At 69.9% G+C, this 20,100-nt stretch carries 20 protein-coding genes and 1 pseudogene; 3 read left to right on the top strand and 18 right to left on the bottom strand.

What is annotated here, in order from left to right:
• Position 1 precedes the first annotated feature (1 nt).
• From QMK34_RS25760 to QMK34_RS25720, 9 genes are all read right to left on the bottom strand, one after another.
• Positions 2–1,915: a Xaa-Pro dipeptidyl-peptidase gene (locus QMK34_RS25760; RefSeq protein ID WP_326416944.1), complete on the bottom strand. Its 1,914-nt coding sequence runs from the start codon at positions 1,913–1,915 to the stop codon at positions 2–4.
• A gap of 154 nt (positions 1,916–2,069) precedes the next feature.
• Positions 2,070–2,822 (bottom strand): pseudouridine synthase, encoded by a 753-nt coding sequence (locus QMK34_RS25755; RefSeq protein ID WP_326416942.1) that lies wholly within the window; start codon positions 2,820–2,822, stop codon positions 2,070–2,072.
• Positions 2,812–3,483, bottom strand: coding sequence for an SMC-Scp complex subunit ScpB (scpB, locus tag QMK34_RS25750; protein ID WP_442785217.1), 672 nt, complete (start codon positions 3,481–3,483; stop codon positions 2,812–2,814). Before scpB ends, QMK34_RS25755 begins: the two co-directional genes overlap by 11 nt.
• 47 nt (positions 3,484–3,530) lie before the next feature.
• A complete protein-coding gene (locus QMK34_RS25745; RefSeq protein ID WP_326416939.1) occupies positions 3,531–4,445 on the bottom strand; it encodes a segregation and condensation protein A in 915 nt (304 codons plus the stop codon).
• A complete protein-coding gene (locus QMK34_RS25740) occupies positions 4,445–4,942 on the bottom strand; it encodes a cobyrinic acid a,c-diamide synthase (protein WP_326416938.1) in 498 nt (165 codons plus the stop codon). Before QMK34_RS25740 ends, QMK34_RS25745 begins: the two co-directional genes overlap by 1 nt.
• Complete coding sequence (locus QMK34_RS25735; RefSeq protein WP_326416937.1) at positions 4,939–5,970, bottom strand: ParA family protein; 1,032 nt, start codon at positions 5,968–5,970, stop codon at positions 4,939–4,941. The genes QMK34_RS25740 and QMK34_RS25735 overlap by 4 nt, the downstream gene beginning before the upstream one ends.
• A 104-nt stretch (positions 5,971–6,074) precedes the next feature.
• Entirely contained in the window at positions 6,075–6,977 is a 903-nt protein-coding gene (gene xerD / locus QMK34_RS25730) for a site-specific tyrosine recombinase XerD (protein WP_326416979.1), read from the bottom strand.
• Positions 6,978–7,119: 142 nt separating this feature from the next.
• Positions 7,120–7,752, bottom strand: coding sequence for an NUDIX hydrolase (locus QMK34_RS25725; RefSeq protein ID WP_326416935.1), 633 nt, complete (start codon positions 7,750–7,752; stop codon positions 7,120–7,122).
• Complete coding sequence (locus tag QMK34_RS25720) at positions 7,749–9,449, bottom strand: CTP synthase (protein WP_326416934.1); 1,701 nt, start codon at positions 9,447–9,449, stop codon at positions 7,749–7,751. Before QMK34_RS25720 ends, QMK34_RS25725 begins: the two co-directional genes overlap by 4 nt.
• Before the next feature lie 106 nt (positions 9,450–9,555).
• On the opposite strand from QMK34_RS25720, the gene aroA reads away from it, so the two are divergent.
• The gene (aroA, locus tag QMK34_RS25715; RefSeq protein ID WP_326416933.1) at positions 9,556–10,854 is read left to right on the top strand and encodes a 3-phosphoshikimate 1-carboxyvinyltransferase; all 1,299 of its coding nucleotides are present in this window, start codon (positions 9,556–9,558) and stop codon (positions 10,852–10,854) included.
• Between the two features lie 38 nt (positions 10,855–10,892).
• On the opposite strand, the gene QMK34_RS25710 is transcribed toward aroA, so the two are convergent.
• On the bottom strand, positions 10,893–11,570 hold the full coding sequence (locus tag QMK34_RS25710) for a GntR family transcriptional regulator (protein WP_326416931.1): 678 nt from the start codon (positions 11,568–11,570) through the stop codon (positions 10,893–10,895).
• Positions 11,571–11,719: 149 nt separating this feature from the next.
• Between QMK34_RS25710 and QMK34_RS25705 the strand changes: the two genes are divergently transcribed.
• Both QMK34_RS25705 and QMK34_RS25700 read left to right on the top strand, forming a co-directional pair.
• Positions 11,720–13,177, top strand: a complete 1,458-nt coding sequence (locus QMK34_RS25705) for an NCS1 family nucleobase:cation symporter-1 (RefSeq protein WP_326416930.1) — start codon at positions 11,720–11,722, stop codon at positions 13,175–13,177.
• Positions 13,177–13,905 carry an aspartate/glutamate racemase family protein gene (locus QMK34_RS25700; protein ID WP_326416929.1) on the top strand — a complete coding sequence of 243 codons (729 nt, stop codon included), beginning with the start codon at positions 13,177–13,179 and terminating at the stop codon, positions 13,903–13,905. Before QMK34_RS25705 ends, QMK34_RS25700 begins: the two co-directional genes overlap by 1 nt.
• Here QMK34_RS25700 and QMK34_RS25695 read toward each other — a convergent pair.
• The 8 genes and pseudogenes from QMK34_RS25695 to QMK34_RS25660 form a co-directional block, all read right to left on the bottom strand.
• Complete coding sequence (locus QMK34_RS25695) at positions 13,877–14,359, bottom strand: hypothetical protein (protein ID WP_326416928.1); 483 nt, start codon at positions 14,357–14,359, stop codon at positions 13,877–13,879. The genes QMK34_RS25700 and QMK34_RS25695 overlap by 29 nt on opposite strands.
• Positions 14,360–14,404: 45 nt before the next feature.
• A complete protein-coding gene (locus QMK34_RS25690) occupies positions 14,405–15,034 on the bottom strand; it encodes a hypothetical protein (protein WP_326416927.1) in 630 nt (209 codons plus the stop codon).
• A gap of 32 nt (positions 15,035–15,066) precedes the next feature.
• Entirely contained in the window at positions 15,067–15,666 is a 600-nt protein-coding gene (locus QMK34_RS25685; RefSeq protein ID WP_326416925.1) for a TetR/AcrR family transcriptional regulator, read from the bottom strand.
• A gap of 29 nt (positions 15,667–15,695) precedes the next feature.
• Positions 15,696–16,862, bottom strand: coding sequence for an agmatine deiminase family protein (locus tag QMK34_RS25680; RefSeq protein WP_326416923.1), 1,167 nt, complete (start codon positions 16,860–16,862; stop codon positions 15,696–15,698).
• Positions 16,863–17,000: 138 nt separating this feature from the next.
• The gene (locus tag QMK34_RS25675; protein WP_326416978.1) at positions 17,001–17,426 is read right to left on the bottom strand and encodes an ADP-ribosylglycohydrolase family protein; all 426 of its coding nucleotides are present in this window, start codon (positions 17,424–17,426) and stop codon (positions 17,001–17,003) included.
• A gap of 17 nt (positions 17,427–17,443) precedes the next feature.
• The gene (locus QMK34_RS25670; protein WP_326416922.1) at positions 17,444–18,394 is read right to left on the bottom strand and encodes a copper transporter; all 951 of its coding nucleotides are present in this window, start codon (positions 18,392–18,394) and stop codon (positions 17,444–17,446) included.
• Positions 18,391–19,575: a putative cytokinetic ring protein SteA gene (steA, locus tag QMK34_RS25665; RefSeq protein WP_326416921.1), complete on the bottom strand. Its 1,185-nt coding sequence runs from the start codon at positions 19,573–19,575 to the stop codon at positions 18,391–18,393. Before steA ends, QMK34_RS25670 begins: the two co-directional genes overlap by 4 nt.
• Positions 19,576–19,678: 103 nt before the next feature.
• Positions 19,679–20,100, bottom strand: a pseudogene (locus QMK34_RS25660) (DNA repair protein RecN); the annotation flags it as partial.

Below are 20,100 nucleotides of genomic sequence, written 5' to 3'. Positions count from 1 at the left end.
GTCAGCCGCGGTCGAGACCGGCCATCGTGGACGGCGTCAGCTGGAACGGCGCGCCGGGCAGGGAGCCCGCCGCAGTGAACGACGGCGCCGGGCCGTCGACCGGCAGGGTGGCGAAGGTCTTCGCCAGGTCCAGTGTGATCTTCGGCGACTGGGCCGGAGCCCCGACGAAACCCGCGTCGGTCCCGCCGATGATCAGCGCCAGCTGGTGGCCCTTCGGCACGATCTTGTCGGTGCTCGCCAGCCGGAAGGTCATCGTGTACGCCTGCCCCGGCGTCAGCGTGGACTCCTGGCTCAGCGACTTGTAGTTCGCCAGATCGGCCCAGCCGCGGCTGAAGATGTGCAGCCCGACGTTCGCAGTGTCCGCACTCGTGACCTTGTAGCAGGCGTCGTCGCCGGTGGTGCTCGCTCCCCAGCAGGTCTCGGTGGTGCCGGTCTTGATGCCTTCACCGGAGCCGCCGTAGTTGCGGATGGTCTGCTGGCCGTAGTCCACGAGCACCGCCGAGACCCGCGCGGACGAGGTGCTCGGCGTCGCGTTCACGGTCACCGTGCCGGTGCCGGACAGGTGGAGATCCTGCGCCAGCGGGCCGGTCGTGTAGAGCACCCGGGACGACGAGGACTGCGTCGGCTGTGCGGCCCAGGTCGTCTCACTCTGGCGCGGGTTGTCGGTGAACGAGACCTTGCCCGCCACCGCCGCCCCCGAGCTCAACGTGCCGACGCCCGCCACCGAACCGGCGCGCGGCCGCATCGGGGTCGGCGTGCTGCCCGCGGCGGGCCACGCGGTCTGGTCGGCCCAGACGTCCGGCTGACGCTCCACGCTGACGCGGGCGGTCTTCTCGACGCCGTTGTCGATGCCCAGCAGGTAGTGGTCGAACCATTGGTGCAGCGCGTCGACCCACTCGGCGCGCCGATAGTCGAACGGGTCGACGTGGCCGGTCTGGGACAGCCAGAGCTTGCGGTCGACGCCGGTCGACGCGAGCGCGGTCCACCACTGGCCGAAGTTGATCGTCTTGACGTTGAGATCGTTCACGCCGTGCGAGGCGAACACGCTGGCCTTCACGTTCTGCGCCTTGGCCACGTAGTCGCGGTCGGCCCAGGTCGGCGAGTAGTCGCCGTTCGCGGGCACGCCCTGGGTCAGCGTGCGGTTCGCCGCCGAGCAGTCCTGGCCGAGGTTGTTCGACTCGACGGTCTGCGCGAGCCCGGCGGGACCGCCCGCGTTGCCGACCGCGCCGTCGGAGCGGTAGTAGTCGTACCAGCTCGAGATCGCCGAGATCGGCACGATGGTCTTGAGCCCGTCGACCCCGGTCGAGGCGACGCCGTTGGCGATCGTGCCGTCGTAGGACTTGCCGATCATGCCGACGTTCCCGCTCGTCCACCCCGCGCTCACCACGCTGCCGCCGCTGGCCTGCGAGTACCCCCGCGCGCGGCCGTTGAGCCAGTCGACGACGCTCTTTGCCGAACCGACGTCCGACGGCCCGCCGATGTCGGCGCAGCCGCGGGACTTGTTGGTCCCGGCCAGATCGACGAGCACGACGGCGTACCCACGCGGCACGAAGTAGTTGTCGTAGAACAGCGGGAAGCCCACCGGCCGCCCGGACCCGTCGTAGGTCTTCAGCTCGCTCTCGTTGCCGCGTCCGCAGCACGAGTAGTACGGGCTGGCGTCCATGATGACCGGAACCTTGATGCCCTGGTCCGCGGCTTCCTTCGGCCGCACGATGTCGGCGGCGACCCGGTCGGATTTCCCGTCCCCGTCACCATCGCGGCCGATGTCGACCCAGACCGTCTCCCGCACCGCGGAAGCGAAGTCGTACACCGGCTCACTACCCTTGACCCCGGCCGCGGCGCTCGCCGCCACCGGCGCCAGCCCGGCCACCACGGCGACTACCGCCGCCAGCACACCCAACGCCCTCAAGCGCATGGTCCCGCCTTCCCACCGATTCCCGTGGGCTCCAGCTTCGGCCAAGATCACCAGCGGCAGTAGAGCGGAAAGTGGGGACTCGGCCCCTGAGTGTCATGAAAGGGTCGTTCAGGGCAAAAATTGCCCTGAACGACCCTTTCATGACACTAGAAGCTTAAAGACCGACGTTCCGGTAGAGCGACCCGACCTCGCCGCGGTTGAGCCGCCGGATCGAACCCGGACGCTGAGCGCCCAGCTGGACGTCGCCCAGCGCGGTGCGCACGAGCTTCCGCACCGGGAACCCGGTGGACGCCATCAGGCGGCGGACGATGTGCTTGCGGCCCTCGTGGATGACCAGCTCGATGAGCGTGCGCCCGGCCTGCATGTCCTTGACGCGGAACTGGTCGACCTTGACCGGGCCGTCGTCGAGCTCGATGCCGGCGCGCAGCTGCTTGCCGAGTCCGCGCGGGACCATGCCCTCGACCTCGGCCAGGTAGGTCTTGAGGACCTGGAACGAGGGGTGCATCAGGCGGTGGCCGAGGTCGCCGTCGTTGGTCAGCAGCAGCAGGCCCTCGGTGTTCTCGTCGAGGCGCCCGACGTGCACGATGCCGGGGGTCTCCTCCCAGCGGCCGCGCAGGTAGTCGCCGACACAGGGGCGGCCCTTGTCGTCGCTCATCGTGCTGTGCACGCCCTTGGGCTTGTTCAGCACCAGGTAGACGAGGTCTTCGCGCAGGTTGACGCGGGTGCCGTCGACGTGGATGACGGCGTCCTCCGGGTCGACCCGGCGGCCGAGCTCGGTGACGATCTTGCCGTCGACCTCGACCCTGCCCTGCGTGATCAGGTCCTCGGCGGCGCGCCGGGAGGCGATACCGGCCTGCGAAAGCACCTTCTGCAGGCGTACGCCGTCGGGGTGCGGGTCAGATGTCATCGATGGAATCCACTTCGGGTAGCAAAGGAGCGATGGGGGGCAGATCGGTCAGTGACGACAGCCCCAGTCGCTCCAGGAACAGCTCGGTCGTCACGTAAAGCGTGCCACCGGTGTCGGAGTCGGTACCGGTCTCCTCGATCAGGCCGCGCGCGAGGAGCGTCCTGATCACGCCGTCCACGTTGACCCCGCGGACGGCGGCGACCCTGGCCCTGGTCACCGGCTGCCGGTAGGCGATCACGGCGAGGCTCTCCAGCGCGGCCCGCGTCAGTTTTGAACGCTGGCCGTCGAGCAGGAGCTTCTCGACGAACGGGGCATAGGTGTCCCTAGTGTAGAACCGCCACCCTTCACCCACTCGACGCAGGTCGATTCCGCTCGCCCGATCGGTGAATTTCTGGGCCATCGTGCGCAGCGCGACGGTGACCCGGGAGGCGGGCTGACCGACCGTGTCCCCCAGCGCCTGCTCGTCGATCGGCGAGTCCACGACCAGCAGCAACGCCTCGAGCGAGGCCTCCAGCAGCTCGTCGGAGGTCACGTCCGGCAGCACGCCGGGGTCGCCCGCGGCGACCAGTTCGGACTCGGCGTCCATCTCGGCCATGGGCTCGCTCTCGGTGGCCTCGGGCTCATCTGCCCGGGGCGCTGCCTCCGGCTCGTCCACGTCGATGGCCGTGACGTCCAGCGCGTCCAGGTCCACCGGCTCTTCGCTGTCGCTCACCCGTACTCCTCCTCGTCCGCCGCGACGAGGTCCTGCTCGGCCGCCACGGAAGCCACTTCCTTCGATCCGCCGATCCAGCGGACGTGCAGTTCGGCCAGCGCCTCGAACTGCTCGAACTGCACCGCGGCCTCCCGGTACAGCTCCAGCAGCGCGAGGAAGCGCGCCACGACCTCGACGGTGTGCTCGCAGTCGGTGATCAGCTCGGCGAACGTCGCCTCACCGAGCTCGGCGAGCCGCAGCCGCAGCACGGCGGCGTGCTCGCGCACCGAAACCTTGCCCATGTGCAGGTGATCGAGCGAGACGATGGGCGGTGGCTTGGGCCGGAACACCGCGAGCGCGATCTCGGCGAACTTCCCCTTGTCGACCCCCAGCGTCACGTCCGGCAGCAGCCCCATGAACCGCTCCTCCAGCGCCACCGAGCGCGGGTACCGCCGCAGCGCCCCCGCCTCCAGCTCGCCGAACAGCGCCGCCACCTGCTTGTACGCCCGGTACTGCATGATCCGGGCGAACAGCAGGTCACGGGCTTCGAGCAGGGCGAGGTCGTCCTCGTCCTCGTCCTCCACCTCGGCCGAGGGCAGCAGCCGCGCCGCCTTGAGGTCGAGCAGGGTGGCCGCGATGACCAGGAACTCGGTCGTCTCGTCGAGGCTCCACTCCGAGCCCAGCGCCCTGGTGTAGGCGATGAAATCGTCGGTGACCGTGTGCAGCGCGACCTCGGTGACGTCGAGCCGGTGCTGCGAGATGAGCTGCAGCAACAGGTCGAACGGCCCCTCGAAGTTGGCCAGGCGCACCTTGAACTTCGACGAGCCTGCCGCTTCTTCGGGGACCATCCCGCCGTGGACGGTTTCGTGTTCCCGCGGGATCAGCTCGACCGGCGGCTCGGCTGCTGGCTCGGCCGATACCGGTTCGTCCATCAGTCGTCGGCCTCGTCGCCTTCGGCGTCGACACCGCCCGCACGCAGCCGCTGGACCAGCACGGATTCCTCGCCACGCTCGTCGAAGTCGGCCAGCAGCACGGCGACCGCCTCGCGGACCAGGCGGCCGCGGTCGAGGATGAGGTCGTGCCGGGCGCGCAGGTTCAACCGGGTCTGCTCCATCGCGAGCAGCTCGTCGCCGGAGACGTACACGGTGATCTTGGCGTCGTGCTTGGTCCGCCCGGATCCCCGGCGCGCGGCGGCGCTCTGGCTCAGCTGTGCGGAGTTGCCATTGCCATCGGAACCGCCATTGGAGTTGCCATCGGAACTGCCATTGCCGTTGCCCTGGCCGGTCCCGCTTCGCCCGTTACCCGAACCGCTGCCGCCCCGCGTGGGTGCGGCGGGTGGCTGCGCGACCGCGGGCGGGAGGTCGAGGGCGGGGCTGGAGGTGATGCGGAACAGTTCCGACGCTCCGGGCAGGGATGCTCGCCTGCTCACCGAGCGATCACCTCACGGGCCAGCGCGCGGTAAGCCAGCGCGCCGGCGGATTTGGGTGCCCAGGTCGTGATCGGCTCCCCGGCCACAGTGGTTTCCGGGAACCGCACGGTCCGGTTGATCACCGTGTCGAACACGATGTCGCCGAATGCCTCCACCACGCGAGCCATGACCTCCTTCGAATGCAGGGTTCTCGGATCGAACATGGTGGCGAGAATCCCCGTGATGTCCAGTTTGGGGTTGAGCCGCTCCTGCACCTTCTCGATGGTGTCGATCAGCAGTGCAACCCCACGAAGACTGAAGAACTCGCACTCCAGTGGGATGATCACGCCGTCCGCAGCGGTCAGCGCGTTCACCGTCAGCAGGCCGAGCGAGGGCTGGCAGTCGACAAGAACATAGTCGTAGTCGTTGATGACCGGACGAAGGACCCGTAACAACGTGTGTTCGCGTCCTACCTCAGCGACTAACTGGACCTCCGCGGCGGACAGGTCGATGTTGCTCGGCAGCAGGTCAACGCCCGGCACGCGGGTTTTGCGGAGCACGTCGACGATGCTGACCGACCGCTCCATGATCACGTTGTAGACGGTCTGGTCCAGTTCGTGCGGCTGGATGCCGAGGCCGACCGAGAGCGCGCCCTGCGGGTCGAAGTCGACGAGCAGCACCCGCCGGTCGCATTCGGCGAGCGCGGCTCCCAGGTTGATCGTGGACGTCGTCTTGCCGACGCCGCCCTTCTGGTTGCACATCGCGAGGACCTTGGCCGGGCCGTGGCGCTCGAGCTTGGGCGGATCCGGGATCTCGCGCAGCGGACGGCCGGTGGGGCCGATGCCGCTCTGCTCGCGTTCCCTGGCCCGCTCCTGCGCCCGTTCCTTGGCCTTGGCCCGCGCTTTCGCCTTGCGGCTGCGCGGGACCTCGGCCTCGCCGGGTTCATCGCCGTCGTGGACGGCGGGGGTGGCGATGACGGCGTTGGTGAGGCTCGCCGCGGCCGAACCGGCGGACGCGGCCGGTCGGGCCGGCTCGTTCGGTGTCGACATGACGGGAAGTCTCCTTGCTCGGCAGGGTCTCCGGCAGCCTATGCGGGGAAACGGAGCGCCGCCAAAGCGGCTCGCCGGGCCCGCGACGGCGATCTCGGTCTCCGTCAGCCCAGTGCGCGCGGATGGGCGGTGGCGTAGACCTCGCGCAGGGTGGTGACGGTCACGAGGGTGTAGACCTGGGTGGTGGTGACGGAAGCGTGGCCGAGCAGCTCCTGCACGACCCGGACGTCCGCGCCGCCCTCGAGCAGATGCGTAGCGAACGAATGGCGCAGGGTGTGCGGCGAGACCGTGGCCCTGATCCCGGCGCGCTCGGCCGTGTCCTTGAGGACCTGCCACGCGCTCTGGCGGGAAAGCCTGCTCCCGCGGGCGTTGAGGAACATCGCCGAGGTGCCGCGCCCGTGGGCGGCGAGCCCGGGTCTGGCCCGCACCAGGTAGGTGTGCAGTGCCTCGACCGCGGGCCTGCCGATCGGCACGATCCGCTGTTTGCCGCCCTTACCGTCGAGCAGCACGGTCCGTTCGACGTCGTCGACGTCGTCGACGTCCAGCCCGACGGCCTCGGAGATCCGGGCGCCGGTCGAGTACAGCAGTTCCAGCAGCGCGCGGTCGCGCAGCGCGCGCTCGCCTTCCGGCGCCGGGGTGCCGAGCAGCTTCAGGACGTCGTCCACCGGCAGCGCCTTGGGCAGCCGTTTCGCCGGGGCGGGCGGGCGGACCTCGCGGGCCGGGTCGTGCTCGGTGATGCCGTCGGCGTGCGCGAACTTGTGCAGCCCGCGCACCGCGACCAGCGCACGGGCCGCCGAGGAGGCCGCGAGCGGCTGGTGTTCCTCGTCCCCTTCGCGCAGGGCGGCGCCGAAAGAGGTGACATGCGCGGGGGTGATCTCGGGGAAACCCGCCACCCCGGAGTGTTCGAGGTGCGCGGTGTAACGGCGCAGGTCGCGGGAGTAGCTGTCCAGCGTGTTGCGCGCGGTGCCGCGCTCGACCACGAGGTGATCGAGGTACGCGGTGACCACCTTGGCCACGCCGGTGCTGCCCGCCCTTGCCACACCGACACTGTAGGGCTACTGGCCGCTGGACGGCCTCGCCGCGCCCAAGGGCCCGTGTGTGGCGACTCCGGCTGGATCCGGCCGCCGCCACTCACGAGCCCTTCGGCTCCTACCCGATTTCGCGACGTGCGGCGAACCTCGTCGGCCGGTCCGGCCACGGGGCGTCGGCGGCCCGGCTGGCCGCGACCCCGGAGAGCACGGCCTGCGCGGCGAGCACGCCGGACACGGTCGCACCGTTCACCAGCTCGCCCGACAATGCCATGCGGACGGCCTCGGCCAGCGGGAACTTCCGCGCGACGAGGTCGGCTTCCTCGTCCCCGAGCACCTCCCTGTCCACTTCGGACAGATCACGGGCCAGGAACACCCGGACGACCTCGTCGGTGAACCCCGGCGACGCGGCGACGTCGACGAGGGTCTCCCAGCGCGCCGCGCCGAGCCCCGCCTCCTCGACGAGCTCACGCCGGGCGGCCTCCACCGGGTCCTCGGCCGGATGATCGATCAGCCCCGCGGGCAGTTCCCACAGCCGGTGCCCGAGCGGGTGCCGGTACTGGTGGATCAGCGTCACGAGACCCTCTTCGTCCAGCGCGAGGATGGCGACCGCGCCCAGATGCTCGATGACCTCGCGCAGCGCAGTACCGCCGCCGGGCATCACCACCTCGTCGATCCGCAACGCGACGACCCGTCCGATGTGGACGTCCCTGGTGGACGCGACGGTGAACTCGTGACTTCCCGGCTCGGTCACCGGGCCGCCACGACGGGCGTCTCCGGCAGCTCCACCGGGAGCCGCTCGGCCAGCTTGCGGTCCACGACCGCCCTGACGAACGCGATGAACAGCGGGTGCGGCCGGGTCGGCCTGCTCTTCAGCTCGGGATGCGCCTGCGTGCCCACGAAGAACGGGTGCTTGTCCGCGGGCAGCTCGACGAACTCGACGAGGTGGTCGTCGGGCGAGGTGCCCGAGAAGACCAGCCCGGCGTCGGACAGGCGCTTGCGGTAGGTGTTGTTCACCTCGTAGCGGTGCCGGTGCCGCTCGGAGACCTCGGTGGTCCCGTACGCCTTCGCCACCTGCGAGCCCGCCTTGAGCTTCGCCGGGTACGCGCCGAGCCGCATGGTGCCGCCCATGTCCCGCTCACCGGCGACGACGTCACGCTGGTCGGCCATCGTCGAGATGACCGGGTTCGGGGTGGCGTCGTCGAACTCCGCCGAGTTGGCGTCGGTGATGCCCGCGAGGTTGCGGGCGGCGTCGATCACCATGCACTGCAGGCCGAGACAGAGTCCGAGCAGCGGGATGCCGTGGGTGCGGGCGTAGGCGATGGCGCCCACCTTGCCCTCGATCCCGCGCACGCCGAACCCGCCCGGCACCAGCACACCGTCCACATCGGACAGCGCGGCGGCGGCGCCTGCCGGGGTCTCGGCGGTGTCCGAGGCGACCCAGACGATCTCGACCTTGGCCCGGTGGGCGAACCCACCGGCACGCAACGCCTCGGTCACCGACAGATAGGCGTCCGGCAGGTCGATGTACTTGCCCACCAGCGCGACCCGCACCGTCTCGGCCGGATTGTGCACGCGGTCGAGCAGGTCGCCCCACACCGTCCAGTCGACGTCGCGGAACGGCAGCCCGAGCCGGCGCACGACGTAGGCGTCAAGCGCCTCGGAGTGCAGCACCTTCGGGATGTCGTAGATCGACGGCGCGTCCGGGCAGGCGATGACGGCCTCGTTGTCGACGTCGCACATCAGGCCGATCTTGCGCTTGAGCTCCTCGGGAATCTCCCGGTCGGCCCGGCAGACCAGCGCGTCCGGCTGGATGCCGATGTTGCGCAGCGCCGCGACGGAGTGCTGGGTCGGCTTGGTCTTGAGCTCGCCAGAGGGGGCGAGGTACGGCACGAGCGACACGTGCAGGAAGAAGCAGTGATCACGGCCGACGTCGTGGCGCACCTGGCGGCACGCCTCGAGGAAGGGCAGCGACTCGATGTCGCCGACCGTCCCGCCGACCTCGGTGATCACCACGTCCGGCGCCTGGCCCGGCTCGGGCGTGGCCGCCGCCATGATCCGCGACTTGATCTCGTCGGTGATGTGCGGGATGACCTGCACGGTGTCGCCGAGATACTCGCCACGGCGTTCCTTGGCGATCACCTCGGAGTAGACCTGGCCGGTGGTGACGTTGGCCTTGCCGTCGAGATCGCGATCGAGGAAGCGTTCGTAGTGCCCGATGTCCAGGTCGGTCTCGGCACCGTCGTCGGTGACGAAGACCTCGCCGTGCTGGAACGGGTTCATCGTGCCTGGATCCACATTCAGGTAGGGATCCAGTTTCTGCATCGTGACCCGGAGCCCACGTGCGGTAAGGAGCTGACCCAGGCTGGAAGCCGTGAGTCCCTTACCCAGAGAGGAGGCAACGCCTCCGGTGACAAAGACATACTTGGTAGCCCGCGACTGAAGTCCCACGGGCTTCCACCCTATCGCACGGCGGCCGTGGCGCTCGGTGGCCACGCCCGAAGCGTCCGATGGAGTGGAAACATCCGTGTCGGCGGACCGGCTAGGCTCTCCAACCGTGACAGATCCGAGCACGCTTGACGGCAACTGGACGGCACCGGTGGCCGCGGAGCCGCTCGACGCGGAAATCCGCGTCCCCGGTTCGAAGTCGATCACCAACCGGGCCTTCGTGCTCGCCGCCCTCGCCACCGCGCCGACCCGTGTGCGCCTCCCGCTCGATTCGCGGGACTCGCGGCTGATGCTCGGCGCGCTGACGGCGCTCGGCGCGCACTCGCAGTCGACCACTGACGGTTTCCTCGTCCACCCCCTCGGCCCCGGCAGACTGCACGCCGAGGACACGGTCAACGTCAAACTCGGCAACGCGGGCACGGTCGCCCGGTTCACCCCGGCGCTGGCCGCGCTCGGCTCGTCGCCGGTGCTGTTCGACGGCGACGAGGCCATCCGCCGACGTCCCATCGGCCCGCTGCTGGGCGCGCTGCGCGACCTCGGCGCCCGGATCGACGACGACGGCCGCGGCGCGCCCCCGTTCACCGTGCACGGCGAGGGCGGCCTGCGCGGCGGCCAGGTGGACCTCGACTCCTCGGCGTCGAGCCAGTTCCTCTCCGCGCTGCTGCTCGTCGCCCCGGCGACGGAAAAGGGCGTGACGGTGCGGCTGGTGGGCGACGCGCCACCGAGCGAACCGCACATCGCGATGACCCTGGACATGCTCCGCCGCTACGGGGCCACGATCGAGCGCGAGGGCACCCGGTTCCATGTCGCGCCCGCCCGGCTGTCCTGCCCGGAGTACATCGTCGAGCCGGACCTGTCCACGGCGGCGCCGTTCGTGATCGCCGCGGCGGCGACCGGTGGCACCGTGCGCATCGCGGGCTGGCCCCGCACCACCACCCAGCCCGGCGACTGGCTGCGCAGCCTGCTGCCCGCACTGGGCGCTAAGGTCACGCTCGACGAGACGGGCCTGACCGTGACCGGCGGCGACAGTATCCCCGGCATCGAACTGGACCTGCACGAGGTCGGCGAGCTCACCCCGGTGATCGCCGCGCTGCTCTGCTTCGCCGAAGCCCCCTCGGTCATCACCGGCGTCGCCCACCTGCGCGGCCACGAGACCGACCGCCTGACCGCACTCGCCACCGAGCTCTCCGGGCTGGGCGGCCAGGTCGAGGAGACGCCCGACGGCCTGCGGATCACCCCGGCCCCGCTGCACGGCGGCGTGTTCCACACCTACGAGGACCACCGCCTGGTGATGGCCGCCGCGGTGCTCGGCCTGCGCGTCGAGGGCGTCGAGGTGGAAAACCCGGGCACGGTCGGCAAGACCTTCCCCGGCTTCACCGACGCGTGGACCTCGATGCTGAACACCTGACCCGGCTGCCATAAACGGTCCGTTCATCGCGCGTTCGGCTACCCGGCGGCGGGCTCAGTCTTGCCGTCCGGGAAAAGGGCCCGCAGCGTCACCTCGCGGTTCACCCGGACGTGCTCGACGGCGAAGGCCCGCGCGCGCTCGGACTCGCCGGAGGTGATGGCCTCGAAGAGCCGCCGGTGCTCGTCGAGCAGCTCACCGAAATGCTCGTTCTGGCTGGTCAGCCAGCGGAGCCTGCCTTCGAGCGGGCCGAGCACGGTCATCAGCAGCGAGTTGCCCGCGATCGCGACGATCTCGTCGTGGAACCGCGTGTTGAGCGTCGTGATGCGCGCCGGGTCACCGCCTTCGGTCGCGCGCGCGGCGTCGGCCAGCAGCCGCTCCAGACGGCGCAGGTCCGGCTTGGTCGCGCGTTCGGCGGCCAGCCCCGCGGCCAGCCCCTCCAGCGCCTCACGGACGTCGAACAGCTCTTCGACGTCCGCGTGCGCGAGCTGCCGGACGATCACCCGGCGCGGCGAGGTGACCATCAGGAAGCCCTCGGCCTCCAGACTGCGGATGGCCTCGCGCACCGGCACCCTTGACACCCCGAGGCCCTCGGCGAGCTCGCGCTCGACCAGCCTGTCCCCCGGCTTCAGGCGCCCGGTCAGTATCCGTTCCCGCAACTCGTCGCGGACCCGCTGCCGGGTCGCCGCCAACGGCTGCCGAGCCTCCGCACTGGCCACCGAACCCCCTCCGCCACACACGGCCGTAACCGGCCGTAACACGAGTTTATCGTCGCGGCCCTTGACGCGGGCGGACCTCGGGGCGATATTTGGGATACCAATTTTTGGGATACCAAATCGCCGTCGCCGCCCGTGGACCGGAGGCATCCATGACCGCCACCCCGCTCGCCGAAACCGGTACGCCAGCCACCGGGAAGCCTGATCCCCGGCTCTGGAACGAAGACCTCGCCCCGGCCACCGACCGGCGCTGGAAGGTTTACGACATCTTCGCGCTGTGGATGTCCGACGTGCACAACCTCGGCAACTACACCTTCGCCGCCGGCCTGTTCGTACTCGGGCTCTCGGCCTGGCAGGTGTTCACCGCCCTGCTGTTCGGCTTCGTGCTGATCTACTTCGGGATGAACCTGATGGGCCGGATCGGGCAGCGCACCGGCGTGCCGTTCCCGGTGGTCGCGCGGATGAGCTTCGGCACGTTCGGCGCCAACCTGCCCGCGCTGATCAGGGCGATCATCGCGATCTTCTGGTATGGCATCCAGACCTACCTGGCCTCGGTCGCCATCACACTGCTCGTGCTGACCATCGACCCCGGCCTGAAACCCTTGACCCAGCACGGTTTCCTCGGCCTGCACGCGCTCGGCTGGATGTGCTTCATCGCACTGTGGCTGGCACAGGCACTGATCCTGACCCGCGGCATGGAGTCGATCCGCAAGTTCCAGGACTGGTGCGGACCGGCGATCTGGGTGGTGATGATCGCGCTCGCCGTCTGGATTCTGGCGGCCGGGCACTGGAGCATCTCACTGACCGGCAACCCGAAGTCACTGTCCACAGGGGAGCAGTTCCGGCAGTGGTTCGGCGCCACCGGCCTGATCCTGTCCACCTACGGCACGCTGATGCTCAACTTCTGCGACTTCTCCCGCCTGGCCCCCGACCAGAAGACCGTGCGGCGCGGCAACTTCTGGGGCCTGCCGATCAACTCGACGGCCTTCGCGCTGCTGTCGGTGATCGTCACCGCGGGCAGCCTGCAGGTCTTCGGCGAGGCGATCACGGACCCGGCCGAACTGCTCGCCCGCGTGCACAACACCCCGGTGCTGATCATCGGCGCACTCACGTTCGCGATCGCCACGATGGGCGTCAACATCGTCGCCAACTTCGTCTCCCCCGCCTACGACCTCGCGAACATCTGGCCGAAGCGGATCACCTTCACCATCGGCGGGATGATCAGCGCCGTCGCCGCGTTGTGCGTCCTGCCGTGGAAGCTGTACTCCTCGCCCACGGTGGTCAACTACTTCCTCGGCGGTCTCGGCGCGTTCCTCGGCCCGCTGTTCGGCATCATGATCGTGGACTACTACCTCATCCGGCGCGGCGAGGTCGACGTCGACAAGCTGTTCGTCGCCGGGCCCGAATCCCCGTACCACTACCACCGCGGCGTCAACCCGGTCGCGTTCGGCGCGTTCATCCCGACCGCCGCGCTCGCCGCCGTCATCGCGCTGGTCCCGGCGTTCGCCCCGGCGGCGCCGTACTCCTGGTTCCTCGGCACCGGATCGGCCGCGCTGCTGTACCTCGCCCTTTCCAGGAGGGCCCTTTCCAGGAAGCAGCGGGCGGCCTGATGCGGATCCTCGTCACCAACTGCAACACCACCGCGGCGATGACCAAGGAGATCGAAGCGGGCGCACGGGCCGCCGCGAGCCCCGGCACCGAAATCCTCGCGCGCACGCCGAGTTGGGGACCCGAGTCCGCGGAAGGCTGGCTGGACAGTTTCCTCAGCGCCGCCGCGGTCCTGGACCTGCTGAACGGGCTGGACGAACCGTTCGACGCGCTGGTGATGGCCGGGTTCGGCGAACACGGCCGGGAGGGCGCGCGCGAACTGCTCGACGTCCCGGTCGTCGACATCACGGAGGCGGCCGCGCACCTGGCGTGCCTGCTGGGCCGCCGCTACGGCGTGGTGACCACTTTGGACCGGACCTGCGGGCTGATCGAGGACAGCCTGCACTCCGCCGGGGTGGCGCAGAACTGCGCGGCCGTGGTCGGCGCCGGGCTGGGCGTGCTCGAACTGACCGACGAGCGCCGCACCGAGTCCGCGCTGCTGACCGCGGGCCGCCGCGCCAGGGACGCCGGCGCCGAGGTCCTCGTGCTCGGCTGCGCCGGGATGACCGGGCTCGACCGGAAGATCGCCGCGATGCTGGACATCCCGGTGATCGACGGCGTCGCAGCAGCCGTTCGCCTCGCGGAGTCCCTGGTCGCGCTCGGCCTGTCCACCAGCCGCGCGGGCTCCTACGCCCGCCCGCTGGCGAAACGCCGTACGTGGCCTACCGGATTCTCGCGGCCGCCTCGATGAGGCGCGCGATGCCGAGCAGGCTTTGGTTGCGACTGTAGGCCGTCCCGTCCTCGCGAATGGCCTCGTAGGTCAGCCGGGACTCCAGCTCGTCGGCACACGTGGTGACCAGCAGCCCCTGCTCGGCGTCGAGCCGACCGTCTGTTTCGAGGAACACCGTGAGGCAGCCGTCCAGCTCGGCCACCGCCCGGTCGCCGAGCGGCAGCACCAGACCACGCCGCGCCCTGGTCCGCCGCCAGTGCTTCACCGCGTACACCGCTGCCTCCACCGGCGCGCCGTACCCGTAGCGCGGCCACGCGGGATTGGGCTCACCGGCAGGCGGGAGGCGCTGCCCGCGCCGCTTCGCCGCCGACCGCCTCGCCGCGTACTGCCGCGCGTCCTCCTGCCACCGTTCGCGGCTGGCCACGACCAGGTCGAGCGCCCACGCAATACCGGAGGGCCACCACCCGATGCGCATAGGGCAGCGACGGATCCCGCGTCCTGGCGGCGGAGACGCCGAAAGTCATGCGAGCACTCGCCCATCATCGGGCCGGCCGCGGTCGGCGTCCTGGACGAACCAAGCGACCCTCAGCAAGTGCCGGTCGCGAAGGGAGACTCCTTCGGTTTGACGGGTTTCGAGCTCGCCGAGGCAAGCGCCCAGCACCTGCTGCTCCTCGGAGGTGAGCCGCCCACCCGTCGCGACGCAGGCTTCCACGCAGCCCGCCAGGTCCGTCGCGATCCGGTCGTCCGGCTGGATCAGGTCGTCGAAACGGTGCTGGCGCCAGAACCCCGCCGCGTACAACGCACCCTCCCGCCGGGCGCCGTACCAGTAGCGAGCCGGGGCCGGGTCGATCTCGTCCGGAAAGCGCTGGGAAAGACGCTTCGCTTGCTTCCGCGCTTCGCGGTAGCGCCGCACATCCGCCGTCCAGAGCGCGTGGCTGGTTTCCATCAGCTCGACCGCCCGCAGCAACCCGTCCTCGCTGGAGAGCCGCCCTGCCTGCTTCTCCAGGAAGCTCACCGTGGCGTCGAAACCCAGGGGGTGGTAGGCGCGCACACAACGGCGCAACGCCGTCAGACGTCGCGACGCCGTAACGCGATGGTCGTAGCGCAGGTCTTTCCACCGCACGTCACGCACCAAACCTCGGAACCCCATCCGCGGACTTTAGCCAGCGACGCGGGTTGCCGTCACGCGCTTTCCACCCCGGCATCACGACCGCTGACCAGCTCGGCGGTCAGGGCTCGAGTGAGGACTCGGCGGGCGCGGTCGACGGTGATCGAGCCACTGTGCCAGCGTTCACTGAGTCCTTCGACGAGGGCGGTGAGGTGTTCGGCAGTGAGGGCGGGGTCGAGGTCGGCGGTCACGGTGCCGACGGCCTGGGCTTGGCGGAGGAGCGCTTCGACGTCGGCGTTCCACGCACCGGTGGTGGCGCGCAGCGCTTCGCGAAGGTCCTGGTTGAACACCGCACTGGCGCGGAGTTCGCCCCAGGCGATGCTGTTTTCGCGGACTTCGTCGGTGTCCTGGAGTTCGAGCAGCAGCAGCTGTTCGAGTTGGGCCAGCGGGTCGCTGCCTGCGGCGAAAGCCGCATCGGTGTAGTTCTCGGCGCGGTGGTTGATGTGTTCGAGCGCGGCGTGCAGGATCCCGGCGCGGTCTTTGAAGTGGTAGTAGATGAGCGCGGTGGACACACTCGCTTCGGCGGCGAGCTTCTCGACGCGCAGCCCGCGGACGCCGTCCTGGGCGATGACGCGGACCGCGGCTTGCAGGATCTGGGTTCGACGCTCCGGCATGGCACCTCACTCGAGTCGGGCATGGCGCCCTAGGCGGCCGGCTCCTGCTGGGTAGTGCAGTGGATTCCGCCGCCGCCCGCGGCGATGGCGTCGATTTCGAGCTGCACGACCTCCCGGCCGGGGAACAGGCGCGACAGGGTGGCCTTGGTGGCCGAATCGGTGTTGGGATCACCGAACTCGGGGGCGATGACCGCGCCGTTGCAGACGTAGAAGTTGATGTAGCCTGCCGCGAAGTCGGCCCCGGCGCCCTTGGCCCGCAGCTCCGCCGGGCCGACCAGGGTTTCGACCCGCAGCGAGCGGCCGTGTGCGTCGGTGGCGGCGTGCAGGAGGTCGAGATGGCGGCGCGTGACGTCGTGGTCGAAGGAGGCCGGGTCGTCGTCCCGGCCCGCGACGACCACGCCGGGGCCGGCGAAGCGAGCGTAGAAGTCGGTGTGGCCGTCGGTGATGTCGTGCCCGGCGATACCGGGCAGCCAGATCACCTTCTCGATGCCCAGCAAGCGGCGGAGTTCAGCCTCGACGTCGGCCTTCTTCCACCCTCGGTTGCGGTTGTCGTTGAGCACGCAGGACTCGGTGATGATCGCGGTGCCCTCGCCGTCGACCTCCAGGCCACCGCCTTCGAGGACCAGCTCGGTACGGACGGCCCGGACGCCGGCGCGGCCGGTGACGAACTGGGCGACCTCGGCGTCGCGGCGGTGCTCCTGTTTGCCGCCCCAGCCGTTGAAGTTGAAGCCCACCCCGGCCAGGCTGCCGTTGCCCTTGACGAACACCGGGCCGGTGTCACGCATCCACAGATCGTCTATGTCCGCGGCGACGAGTTCGACATTCGGGCCGACCAACGCCCGAGCCGTGTCGATCTCGCCGGGCCGCACCAGCATCGACACCGGCTCGAAGCGCGCGATGGTGGTGGCGATGGTGGCCAGGTTCTGCCGCACCCGAGGCAGGTGGTCCGGACCCCAGATTTTCTCGCTGGCCCCGAACGCCATCCAGGTCCGCTTGTGCGGCTGCCCCTCGTCCGGCATCGCGCCCGGACTGGTGTTCGGGCTCGTGTCCGGAGGTGTGGTCGCGGACGTGCCGCCGACCGGCGACGAGGCCGAGTCGTCGCAAGCGGCCATCAGCAGGCCGGTCATCGTCACCAGGCTCGATTGCAGGAACCGTCGTCGTCGCATCACGTCCCGCTTTCCGATCTTGTGGTCCACTGAGACTAATCCTGACTGATTTTTCAGTCAAGTCCGGCGAGCTCAGTCATGACCGAGCTCACGGGCGGGTCACGTCAGACCGAGTCCAGGAGTCGCTTGTCGAGCTCGCTGAGGTAACACCGTCCGTAAAGGCCGTTCTCAAGCCATACACACGAGCGAGTCGGGCAGGTCCTGGCCGTATTCGGCCGAACGCGACACCGCCGCGACCGCCAGTGCGACGGCCTGAGCCGCTTCGACCCAGGCCAGGGTGTTGTGCGTGATCCGCGCCTGCACCCCGGTGTGGTGCAGGACGTCGGCCACGGACGGCAGCAGGCCGACCGGCGCGGCCCGCATGGCGGCGCCGCTCTTGTCATTGTCCGGGATGAGCCGCTCCAGCAACTCGTCCCCATCCCGGGCGTCGCCGAGCAGTTGCTGGAACCGGGGAGCGTAACCGTCGTGCGGATCCCGGTGGTACACCTGCACGATCCGGGCGGCCAAGCGCCGCAGTGTCCACGGCTCGCCCGAGAGCAGGACCTCGGCGATGGCCAGGGTCATCTGCGCGTCGTCGGTGTAGGTCCCAGGCAGGATCCCGCGCTGCGGGGTCAGTTGCCGGTGGGCGCGGAAACCCCGGGAGCGGGCGCCTGCGCGCTGCCCGCGATGCCGTAGCGGCCGGAGGCGCCATCGAGCTGTTCCTTCAGCGCCAGGATGGTGCTGATCCGGCCGGCCGAGGAGTCCACGTTGTCCACAGTGGACAGGATCGAGGTGGCGGCGGTGTCGGCGCGCACGACGCCGATCGCACCGGTGCCCTCGGCGGAGCCCGGGTCACCGGCGAGCACGGTGCCCGCGCCCGAGCGGTCGAGCTGCGTGGCCATCCTGGCCAAAGTGGACGCACGGTCGCCCGCGCCGTCGCCGGTGGACTGCGTGCCCATCAGCACCACGGCCAGCTGACCCGGCTTGACGTTCTGGCTGGGCTTGACGAACCCGCCGTCGGTGAGCCCGCCCAGCGCGGCCGCCAGCTCGACCGGAGTGGACTGCGGCTTGGCCGTGTCCTTGTTCAGCAGCAGCGTCGAGCCGAGCAGAGCCCCGGCCAGCGTGCCGGGATCGCCCGCGGTCGGGAACGTCGAACCGGCGGGCTGCAGCCGGGTCACCACGTCCCGGAGCTGGTCGGCCTTGGCCGGGTCGGAGAACGCCTCGGTCAGCTGCAGCTCACCGGTGACCGTCGCACCGGCCTGCCCGATCAGCTGCTTGAGCGCGTCACGGTCGGACGGCTTCGCGTCCTCTGTGGTCACCAAGATCACCGACCGCTTGTCCAGCTGGCCCGCGACGATCTTCTGCCCCATCGCGCCGGAGAACGAGTCGGCGTCGGCGAGCCGGGCGTTGAGCCCATTGCGTTGCGCTTCGAGGTCGGACACCTGGGTGCCGAGGTCCTTCTTCTGGTCCGACAACCCCGACAGCAGCGTCCCGTTCAGCGCGGTCGAGCCGAGGACGACCCCGATGGCGAGTGCCAGGAAGCAGGCGGTGATGGAAATGATGTGGTAGCGCAGAGAAATCACGTGAAAAGCCCCTTGACCCAGGCGGTGAACGAGTTCCAGGTGGAGTGGATCCAGTCGAGGTAGACCGACCCCACGTCGGAGACGAGCAGCGCGGCGACGACCACGACGATCGCCGCCAGTACGAGCAGCGCGACGGCCCCGATCGACACGCGGCTGCGGTGCAGGGTGGCGACGGCCTTGCCGTCCACCAGTTTCGTGCCCAGCTTGAGCCGGGTGAGGAAGGTCGACGGGTTGGACCCGGACCGGCCGTGGTCGAGGAATTCCCGCAGCGTGGCCTGGAAACCGACGGTGACCACCAGACTCGCGTCGTGCGCGTCGGCGAGCAGCAGCGCCAGGTCCTCGGAATTGCCCGAAGCGGGGAACGTCACCGCGCCGATGCCGAGGTCCTGGATCCGTTCGACACCGGGCGCGTGGCCGTCCGGCTGGGCGGGCACGACGACCTCGCCACCGCTGCGCAGCGTCTCCGCGCCGATGCCATGCGGGTCGCCGACGATGACGTCGGGTTTGTAGCCCTGCACGCGCAGGGTGTCGGCACCGGCGTCGACGCCCATCAGCACGGGGCGGTGCTCGGCGATGTACTTCTTGAGCTTCTTGAGGTCTTCGGCGTGGCCGTTCCCACCGGCGACGACGAGCACGTGCCGGTCCTTCAAGGACACGCGGATGTCGGGCACGCCGACACCGTCGAGGATCAGGGTGCGCTCACGGCGCAGGAACTCGATCGTGTTCGCCGAGAAGGCCTCGAGCTGGGTGGACATCCCCGCCTTGGCCTCGATCATCTGATCGGCGACGCTTTCCTTCGTCTGCTCGATCCCGGACGCGACCTGGCGCTCGCCGACGTAGACGACACCGTCGAGCAGGCGCAGTTTCGTACCGTCCTTGATGGACCGCAGCAGCTCACCGCCGACCGAGTCGACCAGCGGGATCCCAGCGCCCAGCAGGATTTCCGGGCCCAGGTTGGGGAACCGGCCGGAGATCGAAGGCGAGGCGTTGACCACGCCCGACACCTCCGCCGCGACCAGCGCGTCGGCGGTGGCGCGGTCGAGGTCGAGCTGGTCGAGCACCACGATGTCGCCGGGGCTCAGCCGTCGCAGCAGCTCACGAGTACGCCGGTCGACCCTGGCGACGCCGATGATCCCGGGCAGGGCCTCGTGGTTTCGCGTGAGCAAGCCGGTGAGCTTCATGCGACCGATAGTGACAAATTTGGCGACGCCGATGCGTATGCCACGCCGAAGGAAAACCTGCCACTTACGCCACACCCGAACCGGTGTCGCCGACTCCGGAGCGTTATTTGGCCCGCTTACGAGGGGTCTCGGCGACCTTCTTCTTGCCCCCTCGAGCACCTCGTGCCGGCTTCGCCTCGTCCGCGGCCTTCTTGTCGGCGTCGGCCAAAGCGAGCAGTTCTTCCGCGTGCGCGCGGCCCGTGTCGGTGCTTTCCATTCCGGCGAACATCCGCGCGAGCTCGACCACCCGCTCGGCCGGTTTGAGCACCCGGACCCCGCTGCGGATAATGCCGTCGGCGGTGCCCTTGTCCACCACCAGATGCTGGTCGGCGAACGCCGCGACCTGAGAAAGATGGGTCACCACGAGCACCTGGTGGCTGCGGGCCAGCCGCGAGAGCCGCCTGCCGATCTCGATCGCGGCGCGGCCGCCGACCCCGGCGTCGACCTCGTCGAACACCAGCGTCTGCACCGTGTCGGCGTGGGCGA

The organism is Amycolatopsis sp. H20-H5 (assembly GCF_035828755.1).
GTDB lineage: Bacteria > Actinomycetota > Actinomycetes > Mycobacteriales > Pseudonocardiaceae > Amycolatopsis.
This window is presented reverse-complemented; position numbering and strand designations above follow the sequence as displayed.

Coding starts and splice junctions, on each gene's coding strand:
- QMK34_RS25760 (WP_326416944.1), bottom strand. CDS start 1,915: ATGCGCTTGAGGGCGTTGGGTGTGCTGGCGGCGGTAGTCGCCGTGGTG.
- QMK34_RS25755 (WP_326416942.1), bottom strand. CDS start 2,822: ATGACATCTGACCCGCACCCCGACGGCGTACGCCTGCAGAAGGTGCTT.
- QMK34_RS25745 (WP_326416939.1), bottom strand. CDS start 4,445: ATGGACGAACCGGTATCGGCCGAGCCAGCAGCCGAGCCGCCGGTCGAG.
- QMK34_RS25735 (WP_326416937.1), bottom strand. CDS start 5,970: ATGTCGACACCGAACGAGCCGGCCCGACCGGCCGCGTCCGCCGGTTCG.
- QMK34_RS25705 (WP_326416930.1), top strand. CDS start 11,720: ATGACCGCCACCCCGCTCGCCGAAACCGGTACGCCAGCCACCGGGAAG.
- QMK34_RS25700 (WP_326416929.1), top strand. CDS start 13,177: ATGCGGATCCTCGTCACCAACTGCAACACCACCGCGGCGATGACCAAG.
- QMK34_RS25695 (WP_326416928.1), bottom strand. CDS start 14,359: ATGCGCATCGGGTGGTGGCCCTCCGGTATTGCGTGGGCGCTCGACCTG.
- QMK34_RS25690 (WP_326416927.1), bottom strand. CDS start 15,034: ATGGGGTTCCGAGGTTTGGTGCGTGACGTGCGGTGGAAAGACCTGCGC.
- QMK34_RS25685 (WP_326416925.1), bottom strand. CDS start 15,666: ATGCCGGAGCGTCGAACCCAGATCCTGCAAGCCGCGGTCCGCGTCATC.
- steA (WP_326416921.1), bottom strand. CDS start 19,575: ATGAAGCTCACCGGCTTGCTCACGCGAAACCACGAGGCCCTGCCCGGG.